Origin of the sequence: Pseudomonas uvaldensis, from assembly GCF_021271205.1 — a bacterium.
Taxonomy (GTDB): Bacteria; Pseudomonadota; Gammaproteobacteria; order Pseudomonadales; family Pseudomonadaceae; genus Aquipseudomonas; species Aquipseudomonas uvaldensis.
Genome location: NZ_JAIWKS010000002.1, coordinates 119,034 through 136,502 on the forward strand (window position 1 = coordinate 119,034; position 17,469 = coordinate 136,502).

General features: G+C 59.7%; 14 protein-coding genes. 5 read left to right on the forward strand and 9 right to left on the reverse strand.

Features of this window, described 5'->3' with window-relative positions; translation table 11 throughout:
• Positions 1 to 7 precede the first annotated feature (7 nt).
• The 7 genes from LCU97_RS04135 to LCU97_RS04165 form a co-directional block, all read right to left on the reverse strand.
• Positions 8 to 1,111: an ABC transporter ATP-binding protein gene (locus LCU97_RS04135; RefSeq protein ID WP_232775637.1), complete on the reverse strand. Its 1,104-nt coding sequence runs from the start codon at positions 1,109 to 1,111 to the stop codon at positions 8 to 10.
• A 39-nt stretch (positions 1,112 to 1,150) separates the two neighbouring features.
• Positions 1,151 to 1,981 carry a carbohydrate ABC transporter permease gene (locus tag LCU97_RS04140; protein WP_053151575.1) on the reverse strand — a complete coding sequence of 277 codons (831 nt, stop codon included), beginning with the start codon at positions 1,979 to 1,981 and terminating at the stop codon, positions 1,151 to 1,153.
• A 10-nt stretch (positions 1,982 to 1,991) separates the two neighbouring features.
• Positions 1,992 to 2,927 carry a carbohydrate ABC transporter permease gene (locus tag LCU97_RS04145; protein WP_232775638.1) on the reverse strand — a complete coding sequence of 312 codons (936 nt, stop codon included), beginning with the start codon at positions 2,925 to 2,927 and terminating at the stop codon, positions 1,992 to 1,994.
• 190 nt (positions 2,928 to 3,117) lie between these two features.
• A complete protein-coding gene (locus tag LCU97_RS04150) occupies positions 3,118 to 4,428 on the reverse strand; it encodes an ABC transporter substrate-binding protein (RefSeq protein WP_053151581.1) in 1,311 nt (436 codons plus the stop codon).
• 184 nt (positions 4,429 to 4,612) lie between these two features.
• Complete coding sequence (locus LCU97_RS04155; protein ID WP_232775639.1) at positions 4,613 to 5,518, reverse strand: helix-turn-helix domain-containing protein; 906 nt, start codon at positions 5,516 to 5,518, stop codon at positions 4,613 to 4,615.
• Positions 5,519 to 5,698: 180 nt separating this feature from the next.
• The gene (locus LCU97_RS04160) at positions 5,699 to 6,991 is read right to left on the reverse strand and encodes a glycosyltransferase family 4 protein (protein WP_232775640.1); all 1,293 of its coding nucleotides are present in this window, start codon (positions 6,989 to 6,991) and stop codon (positions 5,699 to 5,701) included.
• 77 nt (positions 6,992 to 7,068) lie between these two features.
• Positions 7,069 to 7,440, reverse strand: a complete 372-nt coding sequence (locus LCU97_RS04165; RefSeq protein WP_232775641.1) for a response regulator — start codon at positions 7,438 to 7,440, stop codon at positions 7,069 to 7,071.
• Between the two features lie 253 nt (positions 7,441 to 7,693).
• Between LCU97_RS04165 and LCU97_RS04170 the strand changes: the two genes are divergently transcribed.
• From LCU97_RS04170 to LCU97_RS04190, 5 genes are read left to right on the forward strand one after another with little or no spacing between them, the layout of a single operon-like run.
• Positions 7,694 to 11,179 carry a response regulator gene (locus tag LCU97_RS04170; RefSeq protein WP_053151593.1) on the forward strand — a complete coding sequence of 1,162 codons (3,486 nt, stop codon included), beginning with the start codon at positions 7,694 to 7,696 and terminating at the stop codon, positions 11,177 to 11,179.
• A complete protein-coding gene (locus tag LCU97_RS04175) occupies positions 11,179 to 11,994 on the forward strand; it encodes a CheR family methyltransferase (RefSeq protein WP_053151596.1) in 816 nt (271 codons plus the stop codon). The genes LCU97_RS04170 and LCU97_RS04175 overlap by 1 nt, the downstream gene beginning before the upstream one ends.
• Positions 11,991 to 12,578 (forward strand): chemotaxis protein CheB, encoded by a 588-nt coding sequence (locus LCU97_RS04180; protein WP_053151599.1) that lies wholly within the window; start codon positions 11,991 to 11,993, stop codon positions 12,576 to 12,578. Before LCU97_RS04175 ends, LCU97_RS04180 begins: the two co-directional genes overlap by 4 nt.
• Positions 12,579 to 12,583: 5 nt before the next feature.
• Positions 12,584 to 13,849, forward strand: coding sequence for a hybrid sensor histidine kinase/response regulator (locus tag LCU97_RS04185; RefSeq protein ID WP_232775642.1), 1,266 nt, complete (start codon positions 12,584 to 12,586; stop codon positions 13,847 to 13,849).
• On the forward strand, positions 13,842 to 14,219 hold the full coding sequence (locus tag LCU97_RS04190; RefSeq protein ID WP_053151601.1) for a response regulator: 378 nt from the start codon (positions 13,842 to 13,844) through the stop codon (positions 14,217 to 14,219). The genes LCU97_RS04185 and LCU97_RS04190 overlap by 8 nt, the downstream gene beginning before the upstream one ends.
• Positions 14,220 to 14,249: 30 nt before the next feature.
• Here LCU97_RS04190 and LCU97_RS04195 read toward each other — a convergent pair whose 3' ends face one another.
• Together LCU97_RS04195 and LCU97_RS04200 are read right to left on the reverse strand one after the other, a co-directional pair.
• Positions 14,250 to 15,920, reverse strand: coding sequence for a response regulator (locus LCU97_RS04195; RefSeq protein WP_053151604.1), 1,671 nt, complete (start codon positions 15,918 to 15,920; stop codon positions 14,250 to 14,252).
• Complete coding sequence (locus tag LCU97_RS04200) at positions 15,917 to 17,419, reverse strand: ATPase domain-containing protein (protein WP_232775643.1); 1,503 nt, start codon at positions 17,417 to 17,419, stop codon at positions 15,917 to 15,919. The genes LCU97_RS04195 and LCU97_RS04200 overlap by 4 nt, the downstream gene beginning before the upstream one ends.
• Positions 17,420 to 17,469: the final 50 nt, after the last annotated feature.

Sequence of the window (17,469 nt, forward strand, 5' to 3'; positions counted from 1 at the left end):
TCGGTAATCAGGCGGCGGCGCGCAGCGCACGGGTGAGCGCTACGCCATCGGCATCGAATAAATGGCAGTGGTCGGCATCCAGGTGCAGGTTCAGTTGCTCGCCGAAACGGCTTGCCAGGTCACCGCGAACCCGCATGGTCAAGGCTTCGCCGGAGGCGGTGGTGACGTGGCAGAAGGTGTCACTGCCCAGCCGCTCGCTGACGTCGGCGGTCACTTGCAAGGTGCATTCGCCCGGTTGTGCCAGGTTCAGGTGTTCCGGACGGATCCCCAGGGTCACCGCGGCGCCGACGTTCAGGCTGGCACTGTTGACCGGCAGTTGGATGCGAGTGCCTGCGTCCAGCAGCACCTCGCAGCCCTGGGCACTGACGACCGTGACCTTGCCCTTGAGAAAGCCCATCTTCGGTGTGCCGAGAAAACCCGCGACAAACAGGTTCGCCGGTTGGTGGTAGAGCTCGAGGGGGGAACCGACCTGCTCGATGCGCCCGCCGTTGAGCACCACCACCTTGTCGGCCAGGGTCATGGCTTCGACCTGATCGTGGGTCACGTAGATCATGGTCGCCTGCAGTTCCTTGTGCAGCCGCGCCAGCTCCAGGCGCATCTGCACCCGCAGCGCGGCGTCGAGGTTGGACAGCGGTTCGTCGAACAGGAAGATTTTCGGGTTGCGCACGATGGCACGACCAATCGCCACCCGCTGACGCTGACCACCGGACAACTGCTTGGGCTTGCGTTCGAGCATCGGTCCCAGTTCGAGGATGCGCGCCGCTTCGTTGACCTTCTTCTCGACCTCGGCCTTGGGCACGCCGGCCAGGTCGAGGGCAAAGGACATGTTCTTGCGCACGCTCATGTGCGGGTAGAGGGCGTAGGTCTGGAACACCATCGCCAGGTCGCGCTTGGCGGGGCTGACTTCAGTGATGTCCCGGCCGTCCAGTTCGATGGTGCCGTCGCTGACTTCCTCCAGGCCCGCGATCAGCCGCAGCAGCGTGGATTTACCGCAGCCCGACGGACCGACGAACACCACGAACTCGCGGTCGTTCACTTCCAGGTCGATGCCCTTGATGATGGAAAAACCTTCGAAGCCTTTTTGCAGATTCTTGATCTTGAGGTTGGCCATGGGGTGGGCCTCCACTTTTTGTTAATTGGGTAGGGCGCGTTATTTCACGGCGCCGAAGGACAAGCCGCGGACCAGTTGTTTCTGGCTGATCCAGCCGAAGATCAGAATCGGCGCGCAAGCCAGGGTCGAAACGGCGGACAATTTGGCCCAGAACAGCCCTTCGGGGCTGGAGTAGGACGCGATCAGGGCAGTCAGCGGCGCGGCTTTGGACGAGGTCAGGTTCAGTGACCAGAAGGCCTCGTTCCAGCACAGGATCAGCGATAGCAGCACGGTGGACGCCAGGCCGCCCTTGGCAATCGGCAGCAGCACCCGGACCATTTCCTGCCACAGCGTGGCGCCATCCAGGCGTGCGGCCTCGAGAATGTCGCGAGGAATGTCCTTGAAGTAGGTGTAAATCATCCAGACCACGATGGGCAGGTTGATCAGCGTATAGATGATGATCAGCGCGATACGGGTATCTAGCAGGCCAAAGTTCTTGGCCAGCAGATAGATCGGCATCAGCACGCCCACCGGCGGCAACATCTTGGTGGAGAGCATCCACAGCAGAGTGCCTTTGGTGCGTTGGGTTTCGTAGAATGCCATGGAGTAGGCCGCCGGCACTGCGATCAGCAGGCACAGGGCGGTGGCGCTGAAGGAAACCACCACCGAGTTCCAGGCGAAGCTGAAGTAGTCGCTGCGCTCGTTGATGTGCAGGTAGTTCTCCAGCGTCGGCATGAAGATGAACTGCGGCGGTGTGGCGAACGCGTCGATTTCGGTCTTGAAGCTGGTCAGCACCATCCAGAAGATCGGGAAGAAGATCAGGAACGCGATGGCCCAGGCCAGCGTGCCCAACAGCAGGCTTTGCAGCCGACGGGATTGTTGAAGTGTCATGGCGGCGGCCTCAGTGCTTGTCGGTGAGGTTTTTGCCGATCATCCGGACGAGGATGATGGCGGCGATGTTGGCAATGACCACGGCAATCAGGCCTCCCGCCGATGCCATGCCGACGTCGAACTGCACCAGTGCCTGGTTGTAGATCAGGTAAGCCAGGTTGGTGGAGGCGTAGCCGGGGCCTCCGTTGGTGGTGGTGAAAATCTCGGCGAACACCGACAGCAGGAAAATGGTCTCGATCATCAGCACCACGGCAATTGGCCGAGCCAGGTGCGGCAGGGTCAGGTGCCAGAAAATCGCGATCGGACCGGCACCGTCCAGGCGCGCAGCTTCCTTCTGTTCCTGGTCGAGGGACTGCATGGCGGTCATCAGGATCAGGATCGCGAAGGGCAACCATTGCCAGCTCACAATGATGATGATCGACAGCAGTGGATAATGGGCCAGCCAGTCCACCGGCTGGGCGCCGAACAGTTTCCACACCGAGGCGAGAATCCCCGAGACCGGGTGGAAGATCAGGTTTTTCCAGATCAGAGCCCCGACGGTGGGCATGATGAAAAACGGCGAGATCAGCAGTACCCGCACGATGCCGCGCCCGAAAAACTCGCTGGCCTCCAGCAACGCGCTGATCAACACCCCGAACACCACACTGATCAACAGAACACTGCCCACCAGCAACAGGGTATTGGTGGCGCCGGGCATGAAGCCCGAATCGGTCAGGAAATAAGTGAAGTTTTCCAGCCCGACAAATTCATTCTCGCCGGGGTAGAGCAGGTTGTAGCGGATCATCGAGAAATAGACGGTCATGCCCAGTGGCACGATCATCCATAGCAGCAATAGGGCCACCGAAGGGCTGACCAGGAACCAGCCGGGATTGGCCACGCGGATCTTGCGAGCCGGTGGTGGGGCTATCTCGATGGGCGCTTTGGCGGTTGTCGTTGAAGTATTCATGGCGTTGAACCGTTTTGTGCGGGCCTGTGAAATCCGCTTGCGAAAATCTTCTCTTGAAAAGATCCCCTGTGGGAGCGAGCCTGCATCGCGATGCGGTCGACACATCCAACATTGATGTCGGCTGGGTAACCGCTATCGCGAGCAGGCTCGCTCCCACAAAAAGCAGAAAGCGGAGAGCGGGAGCCTCGGGTTACTTGGGATACCCGGCGCGCTTCATCTCGCGTTCGGTGGTGGACTGCGCGGCGGTCAGCGCCTGGTCCACGGTCTGTTGGCCGGTCAGTGCGCCCGAAAAGAGCTTGCCCACTTGGGTGCCGATGGCCTGGAACTCCGGAATGGTCACCAACTGAATGCCGATGTACGGCACAGGCTTGAGGGTCGGAGCCTTCGGGTCGGCGACTTTCAGCGATTCCAGCGTCACCTTGGCAAACGGCGCGGCCTTCATGTACTCCTCGCTGTAGGTCGAGGTCCGAGTGCCAGGTGGTACGTTGGCGATGCCGTCGGTCTTGGCGACCAATTGACTGTATTCCTTGGATGTCGCCCAGCTGGTAAAGACTTTGGCCGCGTCCTTGGCTTTGGAGCTGGCAGGGATCGCCAGCGACCAGGAGTACATCCACGAGGTGCCCTTGTCGGTTTTCTCGTGTGGGGCAAAGGTGAACCCGACGTGATCGGCCACCTTGCTTTGCGTCTTGTCGGTCACGAATGAGCCGGCGACGCTGGCGTCGACCCAGATGGCGCATTTGCCGCTGTTGAACAGTGCCAGGTTTTCGTTGAAACCGTTGCTGGAGGCGCCGGGTGGGCCGGATTTTTTCATGTTGTCGACATAAAAGCTCAGAGCGTCTTTCCACTCGGGGCCGTTGAATTGCGGCTGCCACTTCTCATCGAACCAGCGAGCGCCATAGCCGTTGGCGAGGGTGGTGATGAGCGCCATGTTCTCGCCCCAACCGGCCTTGCCCCGCAGGCACAGGCCATACTGTTCCTTGGATTTGTCGGTGAGTTTTTCCGCGAACTCACCGATCTGCGTCCAGGTCGGGCGTTCGGGCATGGTCAGCCCGGCGTTCTTGAACAGGTCGGTACGGTAGTAGGTGATCGAACTCTCGGCATAGAACGGCAGGGCGTACAGCGAGCCCTTCACGGACAAGCCGTCACGCACTGAGGGAAAGACGTCGTCCAAGTCATAGGAGGCAGGCAGATCCTTCATCGGCTCCAGCCAACCCTTGGCGCCCCAGAGTGCAGCTTCGTACATGCCAATGGTCAACACGTCGAACTGCCCGCCCTGGGTGGCGATGTCGGTAGTCAGGCGTTGGCGCAGGACATTTTCTTCGAGCACCACCCAGTTCAGCTTGATGTCCGGATGCTCGGCCTCGAAGGTTTTCGAGAGCTTCTGCATGCGAATCATGTCGCTGTTGTTAACGGTGGCAATGGTGAGAGTCTGCGCGCCGAAACTGACGCTGCTGAGGGTCATGCAGGTGGAAGCAAGCAGAGCTTTTAACGAAGGTTTCATCGCGCACTCCTTTTCCGAGCCAGGCAGGCTGCGGAAGGACAGTTATTGTTTTTGTCTTCCGGATGAAAGGAAGAATGTGCGCTGATTACAGCCTTCAATCGACGGCGTGACAAATCATCCGTAGCACTTGCTCTGATACTTTTTTGCACTGAGTGAGGCCCTCATTGATGAGGGAACTGAGCGCTCAGCCCTGGTTCTGCTCCGTCAGCCGCTGCACCGCCAGCCGTCGGTAGTGGGAAGGGGTCATGCCCTTGAGTTGCTGGAATCGGCGATTGAAGTTGGAAATATTGTTGAAACCCGACTCAAAGCACACGTCGGTGACCGGTTTGTCGCCATCGGCCAACAGCTCGCAGGATTTGCTGATGCGCAGTCGATTGACGAATTCGACGAAACAGCGGCCGGTGGCCTGCTTGAAGACGCGGCTGAAGTAAGTGGGTTTCATACCCAGGTGCTCGGCGACTTCTTCCAGAGGCAACTCGCGGGCGTAATGGGCGAAGATGTAGTCCACGGCGCGGTTGGTGCGGTCGACGCTGTGCTCATCGGCCATCTGTGAGGAGGTGGCACCGGAGAGCAACTGATAGTCATCCGTGGTGGCCAGCAGCTCCATCAGGATGAAAAAGTAACCCAGGCGGCTCATGCCTTGGGAGTCGGCAATTCGCTGCATCAGGATCGTGGCCTGGCGGATGGTGCGCTTGCAACGAAACTCGATGCCATAGCGGGCGCGTTCCAGCAGCGGGGCGATGGTCTTGAGTTCGGCAAACACTTGATGGCCGCTGTCGAACAACTCATCGGTGAAGTTCACCAGCATATCGCGCTTGGGCACCACTTCGTTCTCGGCCACCTGGCTGATCCAGTTGTGGGGCACGTTGGGGCCAGTGAGGAACAGCGTCTGCGGGTAGAAGTTGCCGATGTAATCGCCGATGAATACCTTGCCGGAACTGGCGACGATCAGGTGTAGCTCGTATTCCTTATGGAAATGCCAGCGCACCAGCGGGCAAGGAAAGCCGTGCTGGCGATAAATGATGGACTGTCCGTTATGGTCATCCATCAACTCATAGGAGGGATCGTTGACTCTCGCTGTTCGGGTCATGAGGCTGCGCTTTTATTGTTATTGCCGCTGGATGATGCTCCCTTCGCCAGGCGCGTGCCACCCCGGATGCTCATCCGGCGGTCATGCCCGGCGCAGGGGCTGCCTATACCGTTGCCTATGACCGGCATGCGACCGAAAAAGTCCACGCCGATGAAAACTGCCGGGATTCAGGGTCTGTCATCAGAGGTGGCGATTCTTCTCCTCGATCCACTGGGACATGTATTGGGTGCTCTTGTGTTGGTGGTGGCGCAACATGCTGCCAGTGAAGTTATCCCGACGCCGTTGCGCCAGGTTGGCGCGGCAGGCCAGGACGCTTTCGATCAGTGCCGGGCCGTGGACCTGCTTGCGGTAACGGTTCGCCAGTAGCGCACGGCCCGCATCCTGAGCCTGGGCCCAGCGCGTAGGGTCGCTGTACAACTGTACAGCGGCGTTGGCGATGGCCTCGGCGCTGGTGGCAATCGTTCCGGGCCACGGCATCGTGTCATGCATGGCTTCGGCGCCGATGGGCGTGGTGACACTGGGCGTGCCGCATAGCATGGCCTCGATCAGTTTTCCCTTGATGCCGGCGCCAAAACGCAACGGAGCCAGGCAGATGCGTGCCGCCGACATGACCTGCAAGGCATCTTCGGCCCAGTTCATGATGTGGAAGCCCTGGGCTGGATTATGCAGCGCTGCCGCTTTTGGAGGGGTGTAGGCGCCGTACAGGTGCAGTTGCGCGCCGGGCAGTTGCTGGCGGATCAGCGGCCAGATGGTGTTTTTCATCCAGAGCACCGCATCCCAATTCGGCGCGTGGCGGAAGTTGCCGATGCTCAGAAAGTGCGCCCGTCCGTCGAACGGCACCGAAGGCGCGTCCGGCAGGTCCAGCATCAATGGGCACCACAGCAGCAGGCTACGGGGCAGCCCGAAATGCTCCACCAGCAGTTCGATTTCAATCTCGGACACCATCAGATTCAAATCGCAGCGGTACAAGGCAGCGATTTCCCGCTTCGCAATCTCGGTGTCGGCCATCAGTTGGAATTCCTGGTGCAGCGCTGGTGCAAAAAGATCGCTGAAATCCTGAGAATGATCGTCGGCCTTCAAACGGTCCTTCAGGCGCTGATGCCGCGCATGGCGCAGGCTCTGCAAGTCCGAGGTCTCCAGCAGCCGCAGGGCATTGGGACAGTGTTTCTCGACCCGCCAGCCGAACTGCTCCTCCATCATGAACTGGTCGAACAACACGATATCCGGCGCCAGTTCACGGATGAATGCATCGAAACTGCTGTTGTTGAGTTCGATCGGCACCTCATGGATGCCCAGCGCGACCAGGTCGGCACGGTTCTCGCCGGGGCGAGCGGGGCTGCTGAAGGTGATATCCCATCCTTCGCTCAGGAATGTCTCCAGGATCTGCATGACGTGCCCACTGGCTGCCGATGAGCGGGGTTCGGGCCAGACGTAGCCGATGACCAGGACCTTGAGGGCGGAGGGATGGGACATGAGCAGGTGTTTTCCTTGGGTTAATCAGGCGCAGGTGCTGCGTGGGGCGCCGATAGTGACCAAGAACTCACTCCGGCTCAAGGCAGAAGGCTCTTGACCTTGTCACGTAGCTGGTCGATGGAAAACGGCTTGCCGATGACCGCCATGCTGTCGGGTACATCGATGCTTTCGGCATAGCCGCTGGCGAACAAAACCGGCAGTCCCGGACGTACCGAACGCGCCTGTCTGGCAAGTTCGCGGCCGTCCATCACCGGCAGGCCGACATCCGTCATCATCAGGTCGATGGGCTGGTCAAGGTTGCGCAGATACTCCAGCGCCTGTTCACAGCCGTCCGCCTCGAGCACCCGATACTCCAGTTCTTCAAGTACATCGACGATCAGCATGCGAACGATGTCGTCATCTTCGACTACCAGAACAGTGGTGTTAGTGACAGGGGCGGCGGTGGACATAATCGTTATTCTCGGAAAAATGAAATCGGGAGTGAAAAAAGACCCTATGCATGAGTAAGTCGCGAGGTGGGACAAGTTCCCGGGGCTGTAGAAGAAAGGATCTATAGTACAAGAGCTGACAAGGATAGTCGCTTCCCTTGCTACTGGCTGGCCGCCGTCGGGGAATACAGCCTTGACTCGTCAGAAATGTGGATCCAACCCGTCATTTTCGGGCACACTCCATGGTTTTCAACTGTTCGCCAAGGTCCTTCTCATGACTCCTTCGTCTTCGGTTGACGAGCAAAGTTTCCGTAAGCTTCTGATCCGCAACATCAGCCTGCCACTGGGCATGGGTGCCCTCAGTGCGGTGTTTTTCATCGTGCTGATCACTTACCTGCTGTCGGTGATCCAATGGGTCGGGCATACCGACCGGGTGATCAATAATGCCAACGAAGCGCTGAAATTGAGCGTGGACCTTGAAACCGGCATGCGTGGCTACCTCTTGAGCGGTGACGAGCATTTTCTCGATCCCTACGAAGTGGCCAAGCCGCGCATTGCCGTTGCGCTGGATACATTGTTGGAATTGACAGCCGATAACCCCGTCCAGACCGATCGCATACACAAGGTGCAGGCACTTCAGGTCGAATGGGCCAACTACGCCCAGAGCATGATCGACCTGCAACGCAGCAGTGGCGATTACCGTGGCGCGGTGAAGGCCGGGCGTGGCAAGCGCCTGACGGATGAGATCCGCAAGACTTTCGAGGACATCGTCGATACCGAGCAGCAACTGCGCACGGCGCGCAACGAGAAGGTGCGCACCACGACGCTGTGGAGCATTACCCTGTACTTGATGTTCGTTGCCGCGATCAGCGGATTGCTGGCCTATATCGGTCGGCGGGATCTGTTGGGGCTGTCCAGCAGTTACAGCGCCAGCCTACAGATCCAGCAGCAGAGTGCCCTTCATCTGGAAAAACAGGCCTGGCTGCGCACGGGGCAGACTCAACTGGCCGAGCAGGTCCTGGGCCAGCTGAGCCTGAACCTGCTGGGGCGCAACATCCTGCAGTTCTGCGCCAGGTACCTGGACACGGCCGTTGCCGCGCTTTATGCGCGTGATGAAAACGGCACGCTCAAGCGTGTCGCCACTTATGGCATGTCCCGAGAGGACGATGAAAAGGAGCAGGTTATCGTCGCCGGTGAAGGCATCGTCGGCCAAGCCGTGCAGCAAGGGCGACTGATCCGCCTGGACGAGGTGCCCGCCGATTACCTGAGAGTCAGTTCGGGGTTGGGAAGCGGGGCGCCCAACAGCGTAGTGGTGGTCCCCACCAGCGACGACGGCCGGATCAATGGCGTCGTCGAACTGGGCTTCCTGCGTCCCTTGACCGACCGCGATCTCGAGCTGCTTGAGCGGGTCGCCGGCAACATCGGTACGTCCATAGAGGCTGCCCGCTATCGTCAGCGTTTGCAGGAAGTGCTCGCCGAAACCCAGCAACTGAACGAGGAGTTGCAAGTCCAGCAGGAGGAGCTCAAGACGGCCAACGAAGAGTTGGAAGAACAGTCGCGCATCCTCAAGGAATCCCAGGCGCATCTGGAAGTCCAGCAACAGGAACTGGAGCAGACCAACGAACAACTGGCCGAGCAACGCGACGCCATGGATCAGAAGAACACCGAACTGAACCTGGCCCAGTTGCAATTGCAGGAACGCGCCGAAGAGTTGCAGCGATCGAGCAAATACAAGTCCGAGTTCCTCGCCAACATGTCTCACGAGTTGCGTACGCCGCTCAACAGTTCATTGATCCTGTCCAAGTTGCTGGCGGAAAACCCTCAGAAGAATCTCAGCGAGGAGCAAGTCAAGTTTGCCGAGTCGATCTACTCGGCCGGTAATGATCTGCTGAACCTGATCAACGATATTCTCGATATTTCCAAGGTCGAGGCCGGCAAGTTGGAAGTCCGGCCGGAGAACACCAGCGTGCCGCGCCTGGTGGAAGGCTTGCGCGATATGTTCAAGCCTCTGGCGACTGATAAAGGCCTTGGTTTCGAAGTGCAGTTGCTTCCGGACGCGCCCACCATGTTGTACACCGACCGCCAGCGCCTGGAACAGGTGCTCAAGAACCTGCTGTCCAATGCGGTGAAATTTACCGAACAGGGTACGGTCTGCCTGTCGGTGGCCGGTCAGCCGGGCTCCGGCATCGCATTCATGGTGCGGGACTCGGGCATCGGCATTTCCGCCGAACAACAGCAGATCATCTTCGAGGCATTCCGCCAGGCGGACGGCACCACCAACCGTCGTTACGGAGGCACCGGCCTGGGATTGTCGATCTCCCGGGACCTGGCCACATTGCTGGGTGGCTCGATCTCTGTTTCCAGCGAGCCGGGGCAGGGCAGCGTGTTCACGCTGGTCTTGCCCGAGCGCTATGTCGACCCCGGTAACGCACCGGCAGAACCCAGGACGTTCACCCCTACGGCGACATTACCCGCTCCGGCGTCCTATGTGCCGGCGCCGGCTCCCGCGCCCATTATCGCCGATGTGGACATTGTGGCCCGCTTCGCTGATGACAGGGACAAAGCCCCCTTCGACACCCGCTGCATCCTGGTGATCGAAGACGAACCCAAGTTCGCCCGGATCCTGTTCGACCTGGCCCATGAACTGGGCTATCAGTGCCTGGTGGCGCACGCTGCCGACGAAGGCTTCGACCTGGCTTCCCACCTCAAACCCGATGCAATCCTGCTGGACATGCGCCTGCCCGATCATTCAGGCCTGACCGTGTTGCAGCGGCTCAAGGAACAGCCCGAGACCCGGCACATCCCGGTGCATGTGATTTCCGTCGAGGACCGCGTCGAGGCGGCATTGCACATGGGCGCCATCGGCTACGCGGTCAAACCGACCACCCGTGAAGAGCTCAAGGACGTGTTCGCCCGCCTGGAGGCCAAGCTGACCCAGAAGGTCAAGCGCGTCCTGCTGGTGGAAGACGATGACTTGCAGCGCGATAGCATCACTCGCCTGATCGGCGACGATGACATCGAGATCACTGCGGTGGGCTTTGCCCAGCAAGCCCTGGATCTGCTGCGGGACAACGTCTACGACTGCATGATCATCGACCTCAAGCTGCCGGACATGCTCGGCAACGATCTGCTCAAGCGTATGTCTGCGGAGGAAATCTGTTCGTTCCCGCCGGTGATTGTCTACACCGGGCGCAACCTGACGCGCGATGAAGAGGCCGAGCTGCGCAAATATTCGCGCTCGATCATCATCAAGGGCGCCCGTTCTCCGGAGCGGTTGCTGGACGAGGTGACACTCTTTTTGCACAAAGTCGAATCCCGGTTGTCCCATGAACGTCAACGGATGCTCAAGGCTGCCCGTAGCCGCGACAAGGTATTCGAAGGGCGCAAGGTGCTGTTGGTGGACGACGATGTGCGCAATATCTTCGCACTGACCAGCGCCCTGGAGGCAAAAGGTGCCATCGTGGTCATCGGCCGTAACGGCTTCGAGGCGATCGAGCGCTTGAATGAGAACGACGACATCGACCTGGTGCTGATGGATGTGATGATGCCGGAAATGGACGGTTTCGAAGCCACTGCGTTGATCCGCAAGGACCCGCGCTGGCGCAAGTTGCCTATCATTGCGGTGACGGCCAAGGCCATGAAGGACGATCAGGAGCGTTGCCTGGCGGCGGGTTCCAATGATTACCTGGCCAAGCCGATCGACCTGGACCGTCTGTTTTCGCTGATTCGCGTGTGGTTGCCAAATATGGAAAGAATTTAGTGGAACGTGACACTGACATTGAACTTCGTTTATTGATCGAAGCGATCTACCTCAAGTACAGCTACGATTTTCGGGATTATTCCGGCGCTTCCATCAAGCGCCGGGTCCTGCACGCATTGAGTCAGTTCGAATGCCGGACGATTTCCGCGCTCCAGGAGCGCGTATTGCACGATCCGGGCATGTTCATGCAGTTATTGCAGCTGCTGACGATCCCCGTCAGTGAGATGTTCCGCGACCCGTCGCATTTCCTGGCGATCCGCGAAGAAATCGTTCCGCTGCTCAAAACCTATCCGTCGATCAAGATCTGGATTGCCGGTTGCAGCACCGGGGAAGAGGTCTATTCCATGGCGATCCTGTTGCGGGAGGAAGGCCTGCTGGACCGCACATTCATCTATGCCACCGACATCAACCCCAGGTCGCTGGAGAAAGCCAAGCAGGGCATCTTCTCCCTGGAAAACGTCAGGGCCTATACCCAGAATTACCAGCGGGCCGGTGGGCGGCGGTCGTTTGCCGACTATTACACCGCCGCTTACGATTACGCCATGTTCGACAAGACCCTGTGCCAGAACGTGACCTTTGCAGATCACAGCTTGGCAACGGACAGCGTCTTTTCTGAAACTCAATTAATTTCGTGTCGTAACGTATTGATATATTTCAATAAAAAGCTGCAAGATCGCGCCATCGGGTTATTCCATGAATCACTCAGTCATCGAGGGTTCCTGGTATTGGGCAGCAAGGAAACCCTGGATTTTTCTTCATACGGCAATCAATTCGAACCGCTGGTCAAACAGGAACGGATATATCGCAAGTTATGAACCAGACGACGGACGGACCCAGGCCGCGGGTAGAGGCCATTGTCGTCGGCGCGTCCGCCGGCGGAGTCGAGGCGCTGCTCAAGGTGTTCGGGCAATTGCGCAAGAGGTTCGGCATACCTGTGCTGGTCGTTCTGCACCTGCCCGACGAGCGCGACAGCCAACTGGCCACGGTCTTCGGCCATCGTCTGGCGATACCGGTGGAGGAGGCGCGGGACAAGCAGGACATCCAGCCCGGCACGCTGTACTTTGCCACGCCCGGTTATCACTTGTCGGTCGAGGCCGATCGCAGCCTGTCGTTGAGCCTGGAGGATCCGGTGCATCATTCCCGACCCTCCATCGACGTCCTGTTCGAGTCCGCCGCCGACGTCTATGGGCCGAACCTGCTGGCGGTGTTGTTGACCGGCGCCAACGATGACGGCGCCCGTGGCCTGGCCAGGGTCAAGGCGTTGGGGGGAATCACGGTTGTCCAGGATCCCGACGAAGCCCAGGTGTCGACCATGCCCGAGGCGGCGCTGGCGCTGCACGAGCCCGACCATATCCTCACTTTACAAGGCATCAGCCATTTGCTGGCCGGGTTGGAATGAACGACATGCCACAAGAGATTCAAGCCAAACTGCTGATCGTCGACGATCTGCCGGAAAATCTGCTGGCACTGGAAGCGCTGATTCAAGGCGCTGACCGCAAGGTCTTCAAGGCGCTGTCGGCTGACCAGGCGTTGTCGCTGCTACTGCAACATGAATTCGCCCTGGCCATCATCGATGTGCAGATGCCGGAAATGAACGGCTTCGAACTCGCCGAGCTGATGCGCGGCACCGAGAAGACCCGCAGCATCCCGATCATTTTCGTCAGCGCCGCCGGGCGTGAACGCAACTATGCCTTCACCGGTTATGAAAACGGCGCGGTGGACTTCCTGCACAAGCCGTTGGACGCCCATGCGGTCAGGAGCAAGGTCAACGTATTCGTGGAGCTCTATCGCCAAAAGAAGGCGGTGAAAGAGCAGGTGGTCGCTCTGGAACAGAGTCGTCGGGAGCAGGAGGTGCTGCTGCAACAGCTGCAGACTGTCCGCAGCGAACTCGAACAGGCGGTGCGCATGCGTGATGATTTCATGTCGATCGTCGCCCATGAGGTGCGAACGCCCCTCAACGGCCTGATCCTTGAAACCCAACTGCGAAAGATGCACCTGGCCCGGGATAACGCCGCGGCGTTCAGCCTGGACAAGGTGCGGGCGATGGTCGAGCGCGATGAGCGCCAGATCAAGAGTTTGATCCGCTTGATCGAAGACATGCTGGACGTGTCCCGGATTCGCACCGGCAAACTGTCTATCCGTCCGAGCCGCTTCAACCTTACCACGCTGGTGGAGAACCTGTTGCGCAATTTTCAGCCGCAGATCGTGGCGGCCGAATGCACGCTGACCTTTACCGCCGAGCCCTCGGTGGAGGGGCACTGGGATGAATTCCGGATCGAACAGGTGGTGTCGAACCTGCTGACCAACGCGTTGCGCTATGGCGGCAAGAGCCCTATCGAAGTGCGGGTGTACAAGACGCCCGGCCACGCGTGCGTCGAAGTCCAGGACCATGGCATAGGCATCAGCGAAGAGAACCAGAGGCGCATCTTCCAGCAGTTCGAGCGGGTGTCATCCAAGGCGGTGTCCTCCGGCCTGGGATTGGGGCTGTTCATTTCCGAACAGATTGTGACCGCCCATGGAGGCACCATTACCGTCCACAGTCGCATCAACGAAGGGGCCCTGTTTCGCGTTTGTCTGCCTTTGCAGAAAACCGTCGGTCCGACGCAACCTCCGGGTGACCCTATGGTCGTATCAGCAGCTATTGATCGAACAAAGGCTTCTCATGAGTGAAGATGCGCAAGATGTTGTATTGATCGTCGAGGACGACCCCTCGGTCATGACGGTGTTGTCCGCTTACCTGTCGGGCGAAGGGTATCGGGTGCTGGAGGCCGAGAACGGTGAAAAGGCCTTCGAGATCCTGGCAAGCAAGCCCCACCTGGACATGATGATTACTGATTTTCGTCTGCCAGGCGGCATTTCCGGGGTGCAGATCGCCGAGCCTGCAGTCAGGTTGCGCCCCGACCTGAAAGTGATCTTCATCAGCGGGTACGCCGCGGAGATAAAGGAAACCGACAGTCCGATCACCCGAGCGGCACCGATCCTGGGCAAGCCGTTCAAGCTGGATCAACTGCAGAGCATCATGCGGACAATGTTGTCCTGATTTCCTGAAATGTCGGCAGGCTCGGGCCGTTCAGGCCCGGATCATTTCCCGCACCTTGGCCGTCAGCAAATCGAATGTGAACGGCTTGGTGACCATCTGCATGCCCGGGTCCAGGAAGCCGCCGCGTACAGCGGCGTGTTCGGCGTAGCCGGTGATGAACAGCACCCGTAGATCCGGGCGCAATTGCCGACCGATTTCCGCCAGTTGCCGGCCGTTCATGCCGGGCAGTCCCACGTCGCTGATCAACAGGTCGATACGTTGACCCGATTGCAGGATCGGGATCGCGCCGTTGGCGTCGGCGGCCTCGAGGAAGGTATAACCCAACTCGCTCAGCACCGCGCTGACCAACACCCGTACCGCGGGATCGTCTTCGACGATCAACACGGTCTCGCCATTCTGTGCATGGGGTGTGTGCTGGTTGTCGACGGGCGCTTCCTGCACTTCTTCACCGTGGAAGCGCGGCAGGTACAGGTTGACCGTGGTGCCTTGGCCGACAACGCTGTCGATGGTCACATGGCCGTGGGACTGCTTGCTGAATCCGTAGATCATCGACAAGCCCAGCCCTGTCCCCTGACCGATGGGTTTGGTGGTGAAAAAGGGGTCGAAGGCGCGACTGACGACGGCTTCCGGCATGCCGCAACCGGTGTCCTGCACGCTCAGTACCACGTAGTCGCCGGGTTCGAGGTTGGTGTAGGCGTCGGTGAATCCGGTATCCAGATATTGATTGAAGGTCTTCACCACAAGTCTTCCGCCATCGGGCATCGCATCCCGGGCGTTGAGTACCAGGTTGAGCAGGGCGCTTTCCAGTTGGTTGGGGTCGGCTTCGGCGATCCACAGTTGATCGTCCAGTTGCATGTCGAGCCGGATGCTTTCGTTGAGGCTGCGTTGCAACAGCTCACCCATGGACAACACGAGAGTGTTCGTCTGCACGGCCTTGGGGTCCAGCGATTGCCGGCGAGAGAAAGCCAGCAAGCGATGGGTCAGGCCGGCGGCGCGGTTGGCGGAAGTCACGCCCAGGTCGATCAGGCTGTCCAGGTCTTCGGTACGACCGCGCGCCAGGCGCCGGCGCAGCAATTCCAGGCTGCCGATGATGCCAGTGAGCATGTTGTTGAAGTCGTGGGCGATGCCGCCGGTGAGCTGGCCGACTGCTTCCATTTTCTGTGACTGGCGCAGGGCTTCTTCGTTGTGGCGCAGTTGTGCGGTACGTTCCTCTACCTGCTGCTCGAGGGTTTCGAGGGTATTTTGCAGGCGCAATTCACTGTTGCTGAGGTCGATCAGGCGGTCCCGGGCTTCGTATTGCCTTCGGCGGCCGCGCAGTGCGGTGGTCACCAGGCTGACCAGGGTCACGGGGTGGAAAGGGCGTTCCAGGAAGGTCACGTTACCCAGCTGCACGCCGATGCGTGCCGCCGGGTTCTGTTCCGGGCCACCGTGATGGGTCAACAGGACGATGGGCAAGTCGGACCAGGCAGGCTGTTGTTCGATTTGCAGGAACAGCGTCTCCAGGTCCGGCCCCACCAGGGCCTCCGAGGAAATCACCAACAAGCCGGCGCCTTTCTCCAATTCTTCGCACAACTGCCCCAGATGACGGCAGATGAGGCCGGCAAAACCGGCTTCATTGAGGATCATCAAGGCAATCTGACTGTCCCTTCCCAGCGGGGCGAGGATCAACGCCCGCTCGGACAAGGGTTCCGCTAACGTCACTGGATGTCGTCCTTGAGCAACGGATTGTCCGCTCCCATGTAGGTTGGCACACCGCGCAATACCCCCTGGAAGGCCTCCAGCGGCTCGCCGATGGTCATGCCCTGGTTGCCGATGCGGTATTCGCGGATGGTGGATTCATGGCTGCCGGTGCGTTTCTTGATGATGGAGATCGCTCGGCGAACCTTGCCCAGCGCTTCGAAGTAACGCAGCAGGATCACCGTGTCGGCCAGGTAAGTGATGTCCACCGGCGCCTGCATGTCGCCCACCAGGCCGTGTTGCGCGACGGTCATGAAGGTCGCCGCGCCCTTGCGGTTGAGGTAGAGCAGCAGCTCATGCATATGCAGCACCAGGGCATTTTCCTCCGGCATGGCTGCCTGATAGCCGTTGATGCTGTCGATCACCACGGTCTTGATGTTGCCGTCATCGACGCAACGACGCACTCGGTGAGAGAACTCGCCGGGAGACAGTTCGGCGGCGTCCACCTGGTCGATCAATAACCTGCCGGTGTCCTGGAGTGCCTGCAGGTCGATGCCGATGTTTTTCATCCGCTCGTACAACAGGCCCAGTTCCTCGTCGAAGATGAATAGCGCGGCGTGCTCGCCACGATTCACCGCGGCTGCAGCGAAGATCAGCGCAATCAGCGATTTGCCGGTACCTGCCGGGCCCAGGATCAAGGTGCTGGAACCGGTTTCGATACCGCCGCCCAGCAAGGCGTCCATTTGTGCGATGCCGCTGGAGTGTTGATGGCGGTTGTATTGCCCGCGGTGTTCGGCGGCCACCAGTCGTGGGAAGACGTGCACGCCGTCGGTCATGATGGTGAAATCATGGTAACCGCCGCGGTACTTCTGTCCGCGATACTTGACCACCCGGATCCGGCGTCGCTCGGCGCCATAGGTGGGGGTCAGTTCTTCCAGGCGAATCACCCCGTGGGCAACGCTGTGGACGGTCTTGTCCAGGGACTCGGTGGTCAGGTCGTCGAGCAAAAGCACCGTGGCGTCGTAGCGCACGAAATAATGCTTGATCGCCAGGATCTGGCGGCGATAGCGCAACGAACTCTGGGCCAGCAGGCGGATCTCCGACAGGCTGTCGAGCACCACCCGGGTCGGCTTGACCCGTTCCACCACTTCGAAGATCTGCCGGGTGGCTTCCCCCAGCTCGAGGTCCGAAGAATACAGCAGGCTTTGCTGGTGCTCGGCGTTGAGCAGGCTTTCTGGCGGGGTCAGCTCGAAAATGACAATGTTGTCATCCATCTCCCAACCGTGGGAGGCGGCACCCTGACGCAGTTCCCGTTCGGTTTCCGATAGGGTGATATACAAGGATCGCTCGCCGGCCCGGGCGCCCGCCAGTAGGAAATGCAAGGCGACCGTGGTTTTGCCGGTCCCCGGTTCCCCTTCAAGCAGGAACACATGACCGCGGGACAGGCCACCGGAAAGGACATCGTCCAGCCCTTCAATGCCGGTAGCGGCTTTTGCGCTGATCAACTCGTTGGATGTAGACAAAAAGAGCCCTCTCATGACCAGGGAAATGGGCGGTAGGCCGGGTAGAGCCT